The following is a 15,995-nucleotide window of genomic DNA, read 5'->3' on the forward strand; positions in this document are numbered from 1 at the left end:
CGAATCACCTATTCGTGTGCGGTGTCGGCGGCCGTGGAATGCGCCTGCGCTCATAAGATCTGTGGCGCACCAGGAGAAATTCTGGTTTACGAGAAAGGCGTTTGCCATGAATAAGACCGTGCGTATGCTCGCGCTGACCGGTGCCGCCGTGGCGGCCGGCCTGTCCCTGGGTGTCGCCCCGGCCTCCGCCACGCCGGCGGCCACCGCGAGCGCCTCCGTCCAGGCCGACCACAAGTCCGACGACCGGCGCGACGACCGCCGCAACGACAACCGGCGCGACAACGACCGGAAGTCCGACCACCGCGACCAGTTCAAGAAGCACTCGCAGGGGTACTACCGCACCCTCGGCGCCTGCACCAAGGTCGGCAAGGTCGGCAAGGTCCACAAGAAGTGGGTCAGCTTCGACTGCGGCAAGGTGCGTCGTGGCTTCCACCGTAACCAGTGGGAGCTGACGGTCACCACGTTCCGCCGCCACTAGTTATTGCGAAAGAGGGCCGCACCCGGTTACGGGTGCGGCCCTCTTTTTGTTTTCCGGGGTTTAGCGGAATTGTCCGAACGGCTGAGCCGAAATGTTTTGTCGAACCGTGCCGATCAGAAGTGGACGACCAATTCCGCAGCGGTCCCCGTTACCGGAATTCAGTTGTTGAAGGTCAGCGTGCCGACCACGCCGTGGTTCGGGTTGGCCATCGAGGCGCCACCGGCGAACCAGATCGTGCCGTTGCCGCCCGAGTTCGCGTTGCCGGGGATCAGGCCCCACAGGCCGACGACCGTGATCGCCTTGCCCTTGCTGTCCTTCAGCTCGGTGATCAGGCGGCCGCTGTGCGGGTCGTAGACGTGGATGGTGCCGTCGCCGAGGTTGCCCACCAGCAGCTTGCCGGTCAGGTCGCCCCAGCCGCGCGGCGCGATCGTCAGACCCCACGGCGAGCTGAGGTCGCCCCGGCTGATCAGGCGGTGCTCGAGCGTGCCGTCGGTGTTGTACACGTCGACGAATCCGTGGCCCGCGCCCGGAACGTCGATCGCCTTGTTGGCGTCCTGCAGGGCGTACGTGACGAAGACCTGGTCGCCGATCTGCTCCAGGTTGAACGGCGCGTAACCGGCCGGCAGGTTGTGGTCCACGAACCCGCGCGTGCTGATCTTCTTGAACTTGCTGTCGAAGACGTCGATGCGGTTGTTGTGGAAGTCGGTCGCCGCGAGCTCGGCGCCCTTGCGGGTGTTGATGATGTCGATGCCGGTGTACTCGGCGCCGGTGGTGCTGACCACCTTCGTCGCGGCCGTGCCGGTGTTCCAGCCGGTGATGGTGCCGCCCAGTCCGGCGATCAGGAACCGGGCCGGGTCCTTGCCGACCTTGAACCCGTCCGTGCCGTTGAACACCTCGCCGGACGGCCCGACGACATCGGGAACGGTGATCGACGGGGTCACCTGCCGGAACGGGGTGCTGTGCGTTCCGGTGCCGCGCAGGATGATCGAGGTCTTCCCGCCCATGTTGGCGGCCCAGACCGAGGAGTCCGGTCCCTCCGCGAGGCCCCACATGTTCTGCAGGGTCGGGTCGGTCAGCGGCGCCTCACCCTTCTTGCTGGAGATCACGTTGCGCAGGGTGACACTGCCCTCGCCGTGACCGTGTGAGTTCGAGGGGCCGTGGGCACTCGCGGCGAGCGGGGTGCCCACCACGAGCGCTGCCGATACCACGCCAGCACCCAGCAGCGATAGCCGATTGGTCATCTACGTCCCTTTCAGTTCCGGCCCGGCGCTTTTGGCGCGAGGCCCTTCGAGGCCAAACAAAGCACCGCATGATCCGTTTCGGAAGGGTGATTGGCGACTCTTCATAGAGCTCACTTGCTACGCACGGGTATCTCTTTATTGATTCCTTTGTTACGCAGGAAGCCCTTCAGCAGGGCGGCTTCCCGCTCCCGCCGGAGTGAAACCGGGCGGCCCGTGGGGCGCACGCGACACATGAATGAATCAACCTTGACCGAATTGGTGATGTGTCATCCAACGCATCCTGTGCGCAAGCTCATGCTCGAATAACCTGTTAACTCGCGCGTATCCAGGTAGGACCGGAAGAAGCTGAGGAACGCGCCGGTGTCGGGCAGAATCGCGGGTATGGGGGTGAGACGCGTCGTGGCCGAACGCTTACGCCTCGAACAGGCCGACTCGGGCGAGCAGCCCTGGCGCGCCTGGGGCCCCTACCTCGCCGAGCGTGCCTGGGGAACGGTCCGCGAGGACTACAGCGAGCACGGCACCGCCTGGGACTATTTCCCGCACGATCACGCCCGCTCGCGTGCCTATCGCTGGAACGACGACGGGATGGGCGGGATCTGCGACGACCGGCAGATCTTCTGCTTCGCCCTGGCCCTCTGGAACGGCCGCGACCCCATTCTCAAGGAGCGGATGTTCGGCCTCGGCGGGGACAGCGGAAATCACGGCGAGGACGCCAAGGAGTACTGGTGGTACCTCGACTCCACGCCGACCCATTCGTGGATGCGATGGCGATATCACTACCCCCAAACCGCTTTCCCGTACGACGAACTGGTGCACGTCAACGGTCATCGTTCCCGGGCCGAGACCGAGTACGAGCTGATCGATACCGGCGTTTTTGACGAGGACCGGTTCTGGCAGGTGACCGTCGATTACGCGAAGGCCGGCCCGGCCGACATGTGCATCGCCGTCACCGTCGCCAATCGCGGTCCCGCGCCGGCGACATTGGACGTGCTGCCCACCCTGTGGTTCCGCAACACGTGGTCCTGGGGCATGCCGAACCGCCCGGTCCCGGAGATCGCCGGCAGTCCCGGACGGCTCGCCGGAACGCATCGGTCGCTGGGCCACATCGTCCTCGAAGGCGCCGACGCCCCGGACGCCCTGCTGTGCGACAACGAGACCAACGCGCAACGGCTGTGGGGCCAGCCGGGCCACAGCATGTACCCGAAGGACGGGATCAACGACCACCTGATCTCCGGCGCGCCCACGGTGAACCCGGCGAACGTCGGCACCAAGGGCGCGCTGCACTACCGTCTCATCCTCGCGGCGGGTCAGAGCCGCACGATCCGGTTGCGCCTGATCCAGGCCGACGACGAGCCGGAACCGCTGGACCTGCGCGACGACTGGCAGGCGGTGATGCGCGACCGGCGGGCCGAGGCCGACGACTTCTTCGCCGAGCTGATCCCGGCGGCGGCCGGCCCCGAGGAGGCGGCCGTGGCCCGGCAGGGCATCGCCGGGCTGATGTGGGGCAAGCAGTTCTACCACCTGGACGTCAAACAGTGGCTCCTCGGCGACCCCGGTTCGCCGCCGCCACCGCCGGGCCGCCGGTACGGGCGCAACAACGGCTGGTGGCACATGAACAGCTTCGACATCATCTCGATGCCGGACCCGTGGGAGTACCCCTGGTACGCCGCGTGGGACCTGGCCTTCCACTGTGTCTCGATCGCGCGCGTGGATCCGGCGTTCGCGAAGTCCCAGCTGCTGTTGCTGCTCCGCGAGTGGTACATGCACCCCAACGGCCAGATTCCCGCGTACGAATGGTCGTTCGGCGACGTGAATCCACCGGTGCACGCCTGGGCCGCCCTGCGGGTCTTCGAGATCGACGGCGGCCGCGACTACGACTTCCTCGCCCGCGTGATGCACAAGCTGCTGCTCAACTTCACCTGGTGGGTGAACCGCAAGGACATCGGCGGCCTCAACGTGTTCGAGGGCGGCTTCCTCGGCCTGGACAACGTCGGCCCGTTCGACCGCTCCGCCGCGCTGCCGGTGGCCGGCGTGCTCGAACAGTCCGACGGCACCGGGTGGATGGCCATGTACGCCCTGAACCTGCTCGACATGGCGATCCGGCTCGCGCTGCACGACCGCACCTACGAGGACGTGGCGACGAAGTTCTTCGAGCACTTCGCGTACATCGCCGAGTCCTCCTACCAGCAGGGACTCTGGGACGAGGAGGACTCCTTCTTCTACGACCAGCTACGCCTGCCGGACGGCTACCGGATGCCGCTGCGGGCCCGCTCGGTGGTGGGTCTGCTCCCGCTCGCGGCGACCACCCGGCTCAGCGCGAGCACGCTGCATCGGCTGCCCGAACTGAACGCCCGCCTGCGCTGGCTGCTCAACACCCAGAGCGGCGAGTACGCCGACGTGATCAGCGCGCGGCGCCTGTCACCCGAGGGCCGGCAACAGCGCCTGCTCGCCATGGTGGGCCCCGAGCAGCTGCTCCGGGTACTGGCCCGGATGCTGGACCCCGAGGAGTTCCTTTCCGCGTACGGGATAAGGACTCTCTCGCGTGCGCACCTGGAGAAACCGTTCACCGTGTCGCTGGGCGGCTCGGAGTTCACCGTCGACTACGAGCCCGCGGAGAGCACCAGCGGCCTGTTCGGCGGCAACTCCAACTGGCGCGGCCCGGTCTGGATGCCGGTGAACTACCTGCTCATCGAGGCCTTGCGCGAGTACGCGGCGTTCTTCGGCGACGACCTCATCGTCGAGTACCCGACCGGCTCGCGCCGCCGCATGCCACTGTCCGAGGTGGCCGACGACCTGTCCCGCCGCCTGATCGGCCTGTTCGTCCCCGACGCCGAGGGCAACCGCCCCATCTTCGGCGCCACCAAACTCCTCCAGACCCACCCCGACTGGAAGGACCTGATCGTCTTCCCGGAGTACTTCCACGGCGACAACGGCGCGGGCTTGGGCGCCTGGCACCAGACGGGCTGGTCCGCCCTGGTAGTAGACCTGATCCTCACCCTGCCCCGAGGCCCGGCCCCGTCGTAGCCGCCCCCACGCCCCGCCCGCTGCGAATCTGAGCGCCCGCGGTCGCGTCGTGGCGGTGGGTCTAGGCCTCGTTGCGGCGGTGGCCTCATGTCTCGTTGCCGCAGTGCCCCGGCTGCCGCGCCAATCCCACTATGCGGCCATCCCGACTACATTCTGGAACTGTTCAGCTGGTTCTCGCCGCTCACCCTGCGATGCGTCGGCCTTCCGTGGCGGACCTGCTAGGCCGGTCGCTGTGGGGAGCTGGGAGGTTCCGGCCGTGACAGGTGCCCACACCCGCTGTGGGTGGCCGCGGTGTGGGCAACCACAGCCTCCCCGCCGTCGCTACTGCCCACACCCGGGTGGGGGTGGCCGCGGTGTGGGCAACCACAGCCTCCCAGCCGTCGCTACTGCCCACACCCGGGTGGGGGTGGCCGCGGTGTGGGCAACCACAGCCTCCCCGCCGTCGCGACTCTCCACACCCGGGTGGGGGTGGCCGCGGTGTGGGCAACCACAACCTCCCCGCCGTCGCGACTCTCCACACGCGGGTGGGGGTGGCCGCGGTGTGGGCAACCACAACCTCCCCGCCGTCGCGACTCTCCACACGCGGGTGGGGGTGGCCGCGGTGTGGGCAACCACAACCTCCCCGGCGGCGCTACTGCCCACACCCGGGTGGGGCTCCCACTGTGGGGAGCTGGGACCTGCCCGGGCCTGGCAGCCCCGCCTCGCACGGGGACTCCCGGCCGACGGAAGCAGCTGAACAGTTACACATTCTGGACTTTCGCGCGACCTTGGAGAGTTGCGCCCACATGCGAGCCATAAACTCTCCAAGGTCCACGAATTTGCAGCGAAAGCTAGGGAACAAAAAGCACGAGAGCGGAGAAAAGAAGCTCCAAAATGGACGAAAATCCCGCATCGTGGCCGCGGTGACCACGATGCGGTCGCGGGTCCCGCACAACGGACCCCTGTCCCACATTGTGAGTATCACGCGGTGCGCCCTGTCCGACATTTCCGACTTGTCGGACGATGACAACCCCGGCGCGCCAACTTCGGAAAGCTCGACGGCGACGCCCGCGGTGGTGCGGCGCGGGCCAATCCGACTTCAGCCCGCGCCACGCCATCCGCCAGACCCACGCTGGGCGACATTTCCGACTTGCTAACGGTGGCAGACACCCCGGTTGGCCAGGCTGGGTCGGCTGCCGCCAGGGAGCAACGCGCATCCACGCCGCCGCGCTGCCATCCCGGCCAGCGATACGCCACGATCGCAGCCGCCGTGGGCACCGGTCGGCGTGGGTGGAGGGTGCGTGCGGTGGGGTCGGCGTGCGCGGAGGGTGCGAGCGGTGAGGATGCGCGCGGGGAGGGTGCGTGCGGTGGGGTCGGCGTGCGCGGAGGGTGCGAGCGGTGAGGATAGCGCGCGGGGAGGGTGCGTGCGGTGCGGTCGGCGTGCGCGGAGGTGCGAGCGGGAAAGCCGGCACACCTGACGGCGCCGGCGGCGAAGTCGATCTGCGCCGTGACCCCCAACGCGGAAAGTCGCTCCACATGGCGCTGGTCGGCGTGCCTTGTCGTCGGACCGTCGTGATGTATAGCGAGGTGTATGCGTACGATCACGATGAGCATCGATCCTCGCTGGGCGGAGTGGGAGAGTCTGTGTGATGCACCGTGACAATGCCGGTCATGTCCCTGACAAGCACCGCATTCCGGCCGGTCAGCTCGCGGAACTCTGCGCGGGCGGCGGGGATGTGGCGACCCTGCGGACACTGTGGGCGGGGCAGCGCAGCCGGCGGCTACTCCTGCTCGACACCGTGCGGAAATCCCTGAACGAGGACGACATGGGACCGCTGCCGCCCGCCGCGGCGGCGTGGTCGGTGCTGGCGGGTGCCGGTGACGACTCGCTGCTGCTGCACCCGCAGGTCGGCTCCTGGGCCGCGTACACGTTGCGTCGCAAGCGTGGCAAAGCCACCTCGGACGTGCCGTTCTGGCTGGACGCCGGCGTGCTGCACACGCTCGCGCTCGTGACCAACGCGCGGGCCGGCCGGGACTGGCAGACCTCGGTGCCACTCCGCAACGGCCGGGTCATGCTTCCGACGCTCGGCATGGCGTACTTCGACGACGACCAGAAAGCTTCGACGGCCGTCGCCACCTGCACCGCGGGACAGATCCGCCTCGAGCACGATGGTCAGACCCTCGTCGTGCCGGACGACGAGGCCGACGGCTGGTGGCCACTACGGCGGCTACGGGTCGGTGGCGACCTCGCGCTGTCGGTCTATCTGGACGACATCGACCCGTCCCGCGAGCTCGCCGACCCGGTCGCCCCGGACCGGCTCGACGAGGACGACGTCGCCCGCTGGGTGAAACTGCTCGACGGCGCCTGGACGATCCTCTGCCAGGACCACCCCGCCACGGCGCGAGCGCTGGCCGAGGGCGTCGTGAGCCTGGTGCCGCTTCCCGTCGACGAGCTCGGCACGACGCGCAGCGCCTCCACCGGTGAGGCCTTCGGCAGTGTGATGATCTCGCCGCCGGAGGACGAGGTCGACCTCGCGGTGTCGCTCGTGCACGAATTCCAGCACATCAAGCTCGGCGGGCTGCTCCATCTGATGCCGCTGACCGACGACGACGGCGCTGCGATCCACCACGCGCCCTGGCGCGACGACCCGCGGCCGCTCGCCGGGCTGGTGCAGGGCGTGTACGCGTTCTACGGCATCGCCGACTTCTGGCGCACCCGCCGGCTCGTCTCGGCCGGGATGCACCGCCGGATCGCGGATTTCGAGTTCGCCTACGCGGGCGGGCAGGTGCGGGAGGCACTGGTCGCGCTGACCGCGTCCGCCGGGCTCACCACCGCCGGCCGCAGCCTGGTGAACGGACTCGCGGCGAAGGTGCGATCGTGGGACGCCGAGCTGATCGACCCGGTCGCCGCGTCGTCGGCCGAGGTCGTCTGCCGTTCGCACCGCGCCGAATGGCGTCTCCGCTACCTGCACCCGGACGACGACCAGGTGCGATCGCTCGCCACCGCCTGGCCCGCGGGAGACCCGGCCGGACTCGGCTCCCTCCGGGACGCGATCACGCCCGCCGCGACGAGCGCGCGGTGGTCGCTGGGCTGGGAAAAACTGGCCCGCGCCCACCTCGTCGGACGAGCCGACCGCCTGGGTGCCGCACCAGCCGACGTCGCCGTGATGTCGGGCGATGACAAGCTGGCCGGCGACGCCTACCGCCGGGATGTCGCGGCCGAGCCCGGTGATCCGCACGCGTGGGCGGGCCTGAGCATCACCACCGGCGAGGAACCGCTGCGCTCCCGGCCGGAATGGGTACGGGCGCTGTTCGACGCGCTGCGGGCGCACGGCGAGGACGTCGAGCCCCTTGCCGTATCGCAGTGGCTGGCCCGAACCGTGCCGTCACTGACCTGACCAGTTGGCCCGCAGCGTCCGCTCGACCGCGACGAACTCGGCCGCGTCGTCGCCCAGGGTGCGTCCCAGGGCGCCGAGCAGCTGGTCGAGGCCGTCCGGGAAGCGTTCGCAGGCCTGGATGATCCCGATGATGTGCAGGCGGCCCACCGCGTTCTCGGGGATCTGCGTGCGGATACTCGACGGAAGCTGATTGAGGACGGCCCGCCGCTGCATGTCGTCCTGCATGACGCTCAGCCCCACCAGCGCCTTGGTCATCGCGTCGAGCGGATTCCGGCCGGCTCTCCCGGTGCCCTTCGAACCGCCGGGCCGGAACGGGTTGCACTGCGCGAGCACCGATCTGAGGTGGGCGGCGGCGGTCAGCGAGGCGTACGGGTGCCAGATGTCGTTCTTGGTGGCGTTGTCGCCGTGATCGGCGATGCCCCGGACCATGAACCACGGACGGTCCCCGAGGTGGGCACCGATCGCGATCCCGGCACCCTCCATCTCGAACGCCAGGATGCGATAGTCATCGGCGAGACCGTCACGGAACACGGCGTCGCGTACCAGGAGATCGGCACTGCCCACCCGGCCGCGGTGCGCGCGCGGCTTCCCGGCGTCCGGCCGTCTAAACAGGACTTCCGAGGTGTCGAGCAACGGCATCCAGGGCGCCAAACCCTGCAGCTCGTACGCCTCCACCTCGTGATCGGCGTTCATCCATACCGTGCCGGGCCGTTGCAGATTCGCCCGTACGGTGTGCTTTCCGTCCACGAGACGCTCGTGCCGGTAGTCCACGACCTCGGTCGCCACCACGATGTCACCGAGGTCGACATCCTTGCCCGGCACCCCGCCCGCGATACCGCACATCGCGATCGTCTGGAGACTCGTGAACGTGTGTGGCATGTGGCCGCACAACCAGGCGGCGTCGCGGGTGCCGTCCGACGTCTGCTGGGCCAGTGCGATCACGTGCGGCCGCAACGGATCACGACTCGGCGCCGTGCCTATCCGATAAGGATGATGGTCGCCGTCGAACTGAACCGGAACGACATCGTCCAAGATTTGCTCGACCGCGAGCCTCTCCACCGGGAGTGCGGTAATGATTCCGATGCCGACCTGGGACGCTTCATATCGGATGTCACCGGGATGTTCGCGCACGTCGGCCAGCGTGACACGCGAGCATCGCGAAGTACAGGGGTAAACTTTCCCGAACTGCGGCTCTCGTGTGGGATAGTGACGTGGGCGGATCCCTGCCCGGCATTCGGAATCAAGGAGGAATCGCGCAGTGGATCTTTCTCCGGCCGATGTCGAGACCGAGCTGATCGATCTCTCCGAGTTCTCCCTGGCGACGCTGGACCAATGCGACCGCGCCGCCCTGGCAGATTCCGTCGAGCAGCTGCTCGAGCAGGTCGATCGCCCCCGGTCAAACCTCGGCGGTCAGGGCCCACCCGGACGGGTCGACTGACGGAGTCGGCCAACCCGCCCACCGGGACGAGCGTCAGATCGGCATCGGGTCGACGTCGCAGTCCGCGCGAATGCTCCGAAGCGCGTTGAGGGTCGCCGGGTGCTGCTCGCCGAGCTTGGCCCGCAGCCGCGTCATGGTGTCCGACAGGATCTTGTCGCCCTCATTGGTTCGATCCAGGGTGCGTAGATCCAGCGCCAGGTTGATGCCGACGGCGAGCGTCGACGGGTGTTCGGTGCCCAGCACGCGTTCCGAGCGGGTCAGCGTGTCGGTGTCCCGCTCGTACGCCTCCTGAAAGCGGCCCATAGCGTGCAGATCGCTGGCGAGGTTGGTGGCGCAGGTCAGCGTCACCGGGTGGTCCGCGCCCAGCGCGTCCCGCAGCTTCGTCCAGGCGTCGGAGTTGTGCTGGTAGGCCGTCTGGGTCTCGCCGCTGAGACGGTGCACGATGGCGAGATTCGTCCGTGCGCTGAGGGTGTACGCGTGGCTCGGACCGAACATGCGCTGATACCTGACGAAGGTGGTCGCGGCCAGGTCTCTCGACGCCTCCAGCTCACCCGCCTGACGCAGGTCGATGGCGTAGTTGACGGCCGTGGCGATGGTGTCCGGGAAGTCGTCGCCGTAACGACGGCGATAGCGGTCCAGCGTGTCCGCGGCGAGTGCCCGGGCGCCATTGTGGTCGCCGGCCTTGCGCCGGGAGATGGCGAGATACCGCGCGGCCTGCAGCGTCGCCGGGGCGTCCTGGTCGAAGGTCGCGAGAACGCGCCGGTACAGGGCGTCGAAGCGCGGCACCGTCTCGAGGAACGCGCCGTTCTCGCGCAGGTCGATCAGCAACGCCGCGTGGGTGTTGAACGTCGCCTCGTCGTCGCTGCCGAGCACGATCTCGCGGCGCCGGAGGGTATCGGCGTCGACCTCGGCCGCCCGCTTGAACTCGCCGTTGAACCGGAGGCTCACCCCGAGGCTGTGCGCGAAGTTCAAGGTGGCCGGGTCGTCCTCGCCCAGCTCGCGCCGGGCCAGTGCGACCGTCTCCTCGTCGAGGTCCCGGGCGGCCACGAACTCACCGCTGGTACGCAGGTCGTTGGCCACGATGTTCATGGCGTCGATGGTGCCCTCTTCCTGGTCCCCGAAGTTCTCGCGGTAGAGGGCTAGCGACTGCGCGTTCAGCTCACGCGCTTCGGCGTACTTTCCGTTCTTCCATCGCATGAAGCCGAGCCATTTCGCCACCTTCAAGGTTTGCTGCGCGGCCGGGCCGTTGCTCTTTCGCGTCCACTCGAGAGCCTCCTGGGCGAGCGCCTCGCTGCCGGCGTGATCGCCCCAGTAGTACAGGAACTGCATGACGCCCGACACGAGCTGTTGCACCCGGGCGTCCGGCGACTCCACCGCGCGGGAGACCGCGACGTGTGGCTGAAGTGCCTGGTACAGCCGCCAGTCGCCACGCCGGCTCGGGTTGTTCGGCGTGTTGTTCGCCAGCAGCGTGTGCGCTCCGCGCCGCATCACGAGCCGCTCGTTCTCCGACATCCGGCCGATGAGCACGGCCTGCACGAGGCGGTGGATCTGCAGGGCGTTGCGGGCGTGGTCGATCTTCGCGAGCGCGTAGCGCTGGATGTCACGGATGGCGCGGCTGACCCGGAAGCTGTCACTCAGCGTCGCGTCGAGCTCTTCGGTGATCGGCGCGACCGGAGATCCGGCGAAGAGGTCCCGGGAGATCGGCTCGGGTGCGAAGAAGGAACAGATCTGCAGCAGTTGCAGGGCGGCCGGGTTGACGGTCTTGAGCTTCTCCAGTGACAGCTCGAACGCCGCGGCGACCGAGTCCGGGTAGTCGGGCGACGGCGCTGCTTCGAGCACCTCGATCCGCTTGGCCTCCAGCAGCGACAGGTACTCGTCGACGGACATCCCGGTGGCCGAGCGCCACGCGGCCGCCTGCTCGATCGCCAGGGGGAGGTCGCCCAGTGCGGTCGCCAGCCGGTCGCCGTCGTCGTCGGAGAGATCCGGGTTGCGGCCGTGCAGGAAGGCCTTGCTCTCCTCGCGGGTGAAGACATCGACCTCGATCGACCGGGTGACGCGTCCCCAGTCGAGATCCCGCGACGTGACGAGGATCTTGCCGGCGCCACCGGTGGGGAAGTACTTCATGACGTCCTGCGGGGCTTCGGCGTTGTCGAAGACGAGAAGCCAGTTCTGGTAGCCGCTGGAACCGGTGCTCAACGCCTCGCGTACGGCCGGCACCGCGGTATTGGCCTCGGGGCTGACGTCGAGGTTCAGGCGTAACGCGAGCTGCGTGAGGGACGTCAGGATCTGGGCTTCCCGTTCGGCGGACACCCACCAGATCAAGTCATAGATCGAGCTGTGACGATGCACATACTCGATCGCGACCTGGGATTTGCCGACCCCGCCCATGCCGTGCAGCGCCTGCGGGAGGACCGCGGTCTGCTGTGTCCGCGACAGCTTCTCGTGTATGTCTTCGAGGAGCGACTCGCGCCCCGTGAAATTCGGATTGCGCTGCGGGATGTCGCCCCAGACTTTCGGGAGCGGGACCACTGGCGTCGTCTGGGCGACGGGAGGCATCGCATCTCCTTGGGGACTCGCGTCGCGTTCAAGGTCGTCGATGGAGACTCTGCCGTCCGCCGCCGCCATCATTTCCATCATTTCCGTATTGTCTGATTTATCGGACATGTCCGAGGTGATGCTATCATCGGACCCTCCGGCGTCCTGTTCCCGGGCTGGCTCCGTCGCGTCTCCGGTCGGGTCGGTCGAGGGTTCGTGCAGTTCAGGCGTGGTGGCGACGACGATCGGCGGGCCCGGGTCAGCGCCCGAGGGGACCGACCTTAGTCGCGGAGAGTCCTCCAGTTCCAGGTGTTCCGCCAACTCGCTTGCCCAAAGGTTCAGCTCGACCTCGAGCGGCCCGCTCGTGTGCTGGGCGACGTGCTGGACCAGGAGCAGCGCGGCCGGCATGCGCTGGTGCTGGACCGGCCGGTTGCCGAGGTGGTCGAACGCGGCGACCAGGGTGACGACCCCGTCCGGTATCTCGATCGAGGCCTCGCCGGCGCTGTGCCGCCACCACCGGCGATCGGCATGATCCGTCTCGCGTTCGGAGCGCTTGAGCAACTCGTGAATCCGGCGCACCTGAGCCTCGGTGAGCAAGCTGTTGAGCGAGGCCGTCCGGATCAGTTCGACAGCCCGCTTGCTGCCGGTGGCGTCCGGCGCCATCGTCAGCAGGGCATCGGTCAGCGCGCGCAGTCCGCCGCGCTTTTGCAGGCAGGCCAGGACGATCTGGATGACGTGCAACCGGTTCACGTCGTTCTCCGGAACATCCGGGAACTCGTCGGTCGTCCGGCGCACGAGCTGGAGCAGGAGGCGGCGATCGGCCAGGGCGTTCATGAAAGGGATCTCGGTCAACGCCGTGATCAGCGCATCGTTGAGTTCGGCGGCAGGGTTTCTCTTGATCACCTGCGCCACCGATCTTCTCCCATCTCCGGGACCCAAAACGCCATTAAAACATTGACCGGCACCTCGCCCCATCATGCACCGCCCACACTGGCCTTCAAAGGGCGGGTGAGTGACTCGACGCCTAGCGGACCCGGAGATTCTGATCGGCCATCGTGGATGGTGCTAGTCCTACTCCGCGGTAGGGACGATACGGCCCAAAGGGTTCACACGAAGGGAGGGCCCGACGTGCTCGAACGATCGAACGCGGTGGTGTGCACTTTCGGCTATCGGCAGACGTGCCGGTCGGCGAGCCCGGGTGTGCAGATGGGGCACATGCGCGTCACCCCGTGCTGGTCGCAGTACTCGTTTGACTTCTTGAAGCTCACCAGACCGGCCACGAAGCCGATCAGCAGGGCGGCGAGGACGGCGATGGCGATGATCATCGGTCTCTCCCTTCGCGACTTGGCTCCACAAGACGACTTGGCTGCGCAAGACGACTCAGCCTCCAAACGACACAGGTCACTGTCCGGTTCATAGGATCGGCGCATGGAATTCGGCGTCGGATACTTCCCCACCCATGACGGCCTGCGGCCCGGCGAGATCGCCCGCCGGGCCGAAGAGCACGGATTCTCGGCCATCTATTTCGCGGAACACACCCACATCCCGGCCGGCCGGGAGACCCCGTGGCCCGGCGGTGACCGGTTACCCCAGAAGTACTGGCATACCTACGATCTTTTCGTCGCGCTGACCGCGGCGGCCGAGGCGACCAGCCGCATCCGGATCGGCAGCGGCGTGTGCCTGGTCATCGAGCGCGACCCGATCATCACGGCCAAGGAGGTCGCCAGCGTCGATCACCTCAGCGGCGGCCGGTTCGACTTCGGCGTCGGCACCGGCTGGAACCGCGAGGAGATGCGTAACCACGGCACCGACCCGCGCACCCGGCTGTCGCTGATGGCCGAGCGGATCAAGGCGATGCGCGAGATCTGGTCCAGCGACGAGGCCACCTTCCACGGCAAGCATCACGACTTCGACCGGATCTGGAGCTACCCGAAACCGGCGCAGAAGCCGTGGCCGCCGATCCTGGTCGGGGGCGGCGGGCCGACGGTCGAGGACCGCGTGCTCGAGTACGGCGACGGCTGGTTCCCGCAGTGGCGCGACCCCGACGTCTTCGACCGCGTGGCCCTGCTGCGGGCGCGAGCGGACCGCTATCTGCAGTTCCAGATGCTGAGCGTGCCGGCCGACCCGAAAGCGCTGGAACGCTGCTGGGAGGCGGGTTTCCATCGGGCCTCGGTGTGGTTACCGTCCGGACCGTGGAGCATCGTCGAACCGGCCCTGGAGAAGTGGGAGAAGGCGATCGGGGAGCTGACCGGCCGCTGACCCCGGCCGAGCGGTTCGCCGGCGTGCCGGTGGCGCGCCTCGCCACGGTCGACCGCGAAGGCGTCCCGCACCTGGTGCCCATGGTGTTCGCCCTCGCCAACGGCATGATCTATTCGGCGGTGGACGCGAAACCCAAACGCACCAGGAACCTCAAACGCCTCGCGAACATCGCCGCCAATCCCCACGTGAGCGTCCTCGCCGACCACTACGAGGACGACTGGTCGCGGCTGTGGTGGGTACGCGCGGACGGCACCGCCCGGGTGACCGGCCATTCCCCGCAGGCGCTGGCGGCTCTGGTCGACCGATACGAGCAGTATCGGTCGGCCCCGCCGGCCGGACCGTTCCTGGAGATCACGGTCACCCGGTGGTCAAGCTGGTCAGCAGCGCGACAACCTCACTGACCACGGCGAGTACGACAGCGACCAGCGCCGCGGCCAGACACTTGGCCCCCAGCACGCGCAGGCGGTTCGGCTGCCCCAGAAACACCAGGATGGCCGAGCGGTGCCGGTAGCGCCGCACGGTCGTCAGCACCGCCACGGCCAGCGCCCCCAGCCCGGCCAGCAACCACCAGGCACCGAACCAGCCGGCCACCAGACCCACCGCCGCGGCGACCACCAGCGACAACCGGCTCGATCGCAGGGTCGCGGTCCGGTACAGCTCGCTGCGCAGCACACTCATCGGCCACCCACCAGGTTCAGGAAGACCTCTTCCAGGTTCGGGGTCTCCGGGACCAGCTCGTAGACCGGCACCCGCACGTGTAACGCGATGTCCCCGGCGTCCTCGGCGGACAACCCGGAGACGTACAGGTGCCGGCCGTCGGTTGTCACCGTGGCGCCGACCCGCTCGAACGCCTGCCACAGCCGGTGCGGGTCGCGGCCGCGCACCCGCAGCCGGGGCACGCCGCCGCCGGCCACCTCGACCAGCGGGGCGGTCAGCCGCACCCGGCCGTCCGCGATGATCACCACGTCGTCGACGAGCTGTTCCAGTTCGGCGAGCAGGTGGCTGGCGAGAAGGACGGTGCCGCCGTTGCTCGCGTGCTCCCGGAGCAGCCCGCGCAGCCAGGCCATCCCGGACGGGTCCAGGCCGTTGCCGGGCTCGTCGAGCACCAGGACCGACGGCGAGCCCAGCAGGGCCGTGGCCATGGCGAGCCGTTGCCGCATGCCGAGCGAGTATTCGGCGGTCCTCGTCCGCGCGGCCGCGGTGAGACCGACGTACGACAGCAACTCCTCGACCCGCGCCCGGCCGGCGCCGCTCAGCAAGGCCTGAGTGACGAGATGATCGCGCCCGGTTTGTCCCGGATGGGAGATTCCCTGCTCGAGGACCGCGCCGACCTGACGCGACGGCGAGTCCAGGTCCCGGTACGGCTGTCCGTTGATCAGCGCGGCGCCGGAGGTGGCCCGGGTCAGGCCGAGCAGGATGCGCAACGTGGTCGTCTTGCCCGAGCCGTTGAGGCCGAGGAAGCCGGTGACCCGGCCGGGGACCGCGCTGAACGTGACGTCGTCGAGGGCGGTCACCCGCCCGTAGGTCTTGGTGAGCTGCCGGATGTGGATCATCGACCGGCATTATCGCGGTCGCGATCTTGACCGGAAACGGGGCGGGGGGACCTTCAGCATCAGGCTCGGAATGCCGATTCAAAGAGTCCC

Annotated in this window: 12 protein-coding genes; 6 read left to right on the forward strand and 6 right to left on the reverse strand. The window is 68.3% G+C overall.

Features of this window, described 5'->3' with window-relative positions:
• Positions 1 to 106: 106 nt before the first annotated feature.
• Entirely contained in the window at positions 107 to 478 is a 372-nt protein-coding gene (locus HH310_RS28440) for a hypothetical protein (protein WP_169178753.1), read from the forward strand.
• Positions 479 to 636: 158 nt separating this feature from the next.
• Here the strand turns inward: HH310_RS28440 and HH310_RS28445 are convergent, their stop codons facing one another.
• Positions 637 to 1,719 carry a TIGR03118 family protein gene (locus tag HH310_RS28445; protein WP_169178754.1) on the reverse strand — a complete coding sequence of 361 codons (1,083 nt, stop codon included), beginning with the start codon at positions 1,717 to 1,719 and terminating at the stop codon, positions 637 to 639.
• 381 nt (positions 1,720 to 2,100) lie between these two features.
• Here HH310_RS28445 and HH310_RS28450 point away from each other — a divergent pair, with 381 nt between their 5' ends.
• Both HH310_RS28450 and HH310_RS28455 read left to right on the forward strand, forming a co-directional pair.
• Entirely contained in the window at positions 2,101 to 4,743 is a 2,643-nt protein-coding gene (locus HH310_RS28450; RefSeq protein ID WP_169178755.1) for an MGH1-like glycoside hydrolase domain-containing protein, read from the forward strand.
• Positions 4,744 to 6,371: 1,628 nt separating this feature from the next.
• Positions 6,372 to 8,120: an HEXXH motif domain-containing protein gene (locus HH310_RS28455; protein ID WP_169178756.1), complete on the forward strand. Its 1,749-nt coding sequence runs from the start codon at positions 6,372 to 6,374 to the stop codon at positions 8,118 to 8,120.
• Here the strand turns inward: HH310_RS28455 and HH310_RS28460 are convergent.
• Entirely contained in the window at positions 8,109 to 9,251 is a 1,143-nt protein-coding gene (locus HH310_RS28460; protein ID WP_169178757.1) for an effector-associated domain 2-containing protein, read from the reverse strand. The two genes, HH310_RS28455 and HH310_RS28460, sit on opposite strands and share 12 nt — an antisense overlap.
• A 127-nt stretch (positions 9,252 to 9,378) precedes the next feature.
• Between HH310_RS28460 and HH310_RS28465 the strand changes: the two genes are divergently transcribed.
• Positions 9,379 to 9,558 carry a hypothetical protein gene (locus tag HH310_RS28465; protein ID WP_169178758.1) on the forward strand — a complete coding sequence of 60 codons (180 nt, stop codon included), beginning with the start codon at positions 9,379 to 9,381 and terminating at the stop codon, positions 9,556 to 9,558.
• 33 nt (positions 9,559 to 9,591) lie between these two features.
• Here the strand turns inward: HH310_RS28465 and fxsT are convergent, their stop codons facing one another.
• Together fxsT and HH310_RS28475 are read right to left on the reverse strand one after the other, a co-directional pair.
• Positions 9,592 to 12,996, reverse strand: coding sequence for an FxSxx-COOH system tetratricopeptide repeat protein (gene fxsT / locus HH310_RS28470; RefSeq protein WP_169178759.1), 3,405 nt, complete (start codon positions 12,994 to 12,996; stop codon positions 9,592 to 9,594).
• Between the two features lie 263 nt (positions 12,997 to 13,259).
• Positions 13,260 to 13,418 carry a hypothetical protein gene (locus tag HH310_RS28475; protein WP_169178761.1) on the reverse strand — a complete coding sequence of 53 codons (159 nt, stop codon included), beginning with the start codon at positions 13,416 to 13,418 and terminating at the stop codon, positions 13,260 to 13,262.
• A gap of 103 nt (positions 13,419 to 13,521) precedes the next feature.
• Between HH310_RS28475 and HH310_RS28480 the strand changes: the two genes are divergently transcribed.
• Both HH310_RS28480 and HH310_RS28485 read left to right on the forward strand, forming a co-directional pair.
• Positions 13,522 to 14,352, forward strand: a complete 831-nt coding sequence (locus HH310_RS28480) for an LLM class F420-dependent oxidoreductase (RefSeq protein ID WP_169178762.1) — start codon at positions 13,522 to 13,524, stop codon at positions 14,350 to 14,352.
• Complete coding sequence (locus HH310_RS28485) at positions 14,316 to 14,753, forward strand: TIGR03668 family PPOX class F420-dependent oxidoreductase (protein ID WP_312034381.1); 438 nt, start codon at positions 14,316 to 14,318, stop codon at positions 14,751 to 14,753. The genes HH310_RS28480 and HH310_RS28485 overlap by 37 nt, the downstream gene beginning before the upstream one ends.
• On the opposite strand, the gene HH310_RS28490 is transcribed toward HH310_RS28485, so the two are convergent.
• Together HH310_RS28490 and HH310_RS28495 are read right to left on the reverse strand one after the other, a co-directional pair.
• A complete protein-coding gene (locus HH310_RS28490; RefSeq protein ID WP_169178763.1) occupies positions 14,710 to 15,030 on the reverse strand; it encodes a hypothetical protein in 321 nt (106 codons plus the stop codon). The two genes, HH310_RS28485 and HH310_RS28490, sit on opposite strands and share 44 nt — an antisense overlap.
• Positions 15,027 to 15,905, reverse strand: a complete 879-nt coding sequence (locus tag HH310_RS28495) for an ATP-binding cassette domain-containing protein (RefSeq protein ID WP_169178767.1) — start codon at positions 15,903 to 15,905, stop codon at positions 15,027 to 15,029. Before HH310_RS28495 ends, HH310_RS28490 begins: the two co-directional genes overlap by 4 nt.
• Between the last annotated feature and the right edge of the window lie 90 nt (positions 15,906 to 15,995).

The organism is Actinoplanes sp. TBRC 11911 (assembly GCF_012933445.1).
Classification (GTDB): Bacteria; Actinomycetota; Actinomycetes; order Mycobacteriales; family Micromonosporaceae; genus Actinoplanes.

Excerpts from the sequence above, each read along its gene's own strand:
- HH310_RS28440 (WP_169178753.1), top strand. The coding sequence starts at position 107 with ATGAATAAGACCGTGCGTATGCTCGCGCTGACCGGTGCCGCCGTGGCG.
- HH310_RS28445 (WP_169178754.1), bottom strand. The coding sequence starts at position 1,719 with ATGACCAATCGGCTATCGCTGCTGGGTGCTGGCGTGGTATCGGCAGCG.
- HH310_RS28450 (WP_169178755.1), top strand. The coding sequence starts at position 2,101 with ATGGGGGTGAGACGCGTCGTGGCCGAACGCTTACGCCTCGAACAGGCC.
- HH310_RS28455 (WP_169178756.1), top strand. The coding sequence starts at position 6,372 with ATGCACCGTGACAATGCCGGTCATGTCCCTGACAAGCACCGCATTCCG.
- HH310_RS28475 (WP_169178761.1), bottom strand. The coding sequence starts at position 13,418 with ATGATCATCGCCATCGCCGTCCTCGCCGCCCTGCTGATCGGCTTCGTG.
- HH310_RS28480 (WP_169178762.1), top strand. The coding sequence starts at position 13,522 with ATGGAATTCGGCGTCGGATACTTCCCCACCCATGACGGCCTGCGGCCC.
- HH310_RS28490 (WP_169178763.1), bottom strand. The coding sequence starts at position 15,030 with ATGAGTGTGCTGCGCAGCGAGCTGTACCGGACCGCGACCCTGCGATCG.
- HH310_RS28495 (WP_169178767.1), bottom strand. The coding sequence starts at position 15,905 with ATGATCCACATCCGGCAGCTCACCAAGACCTACGGGCGGGTGACCGCC.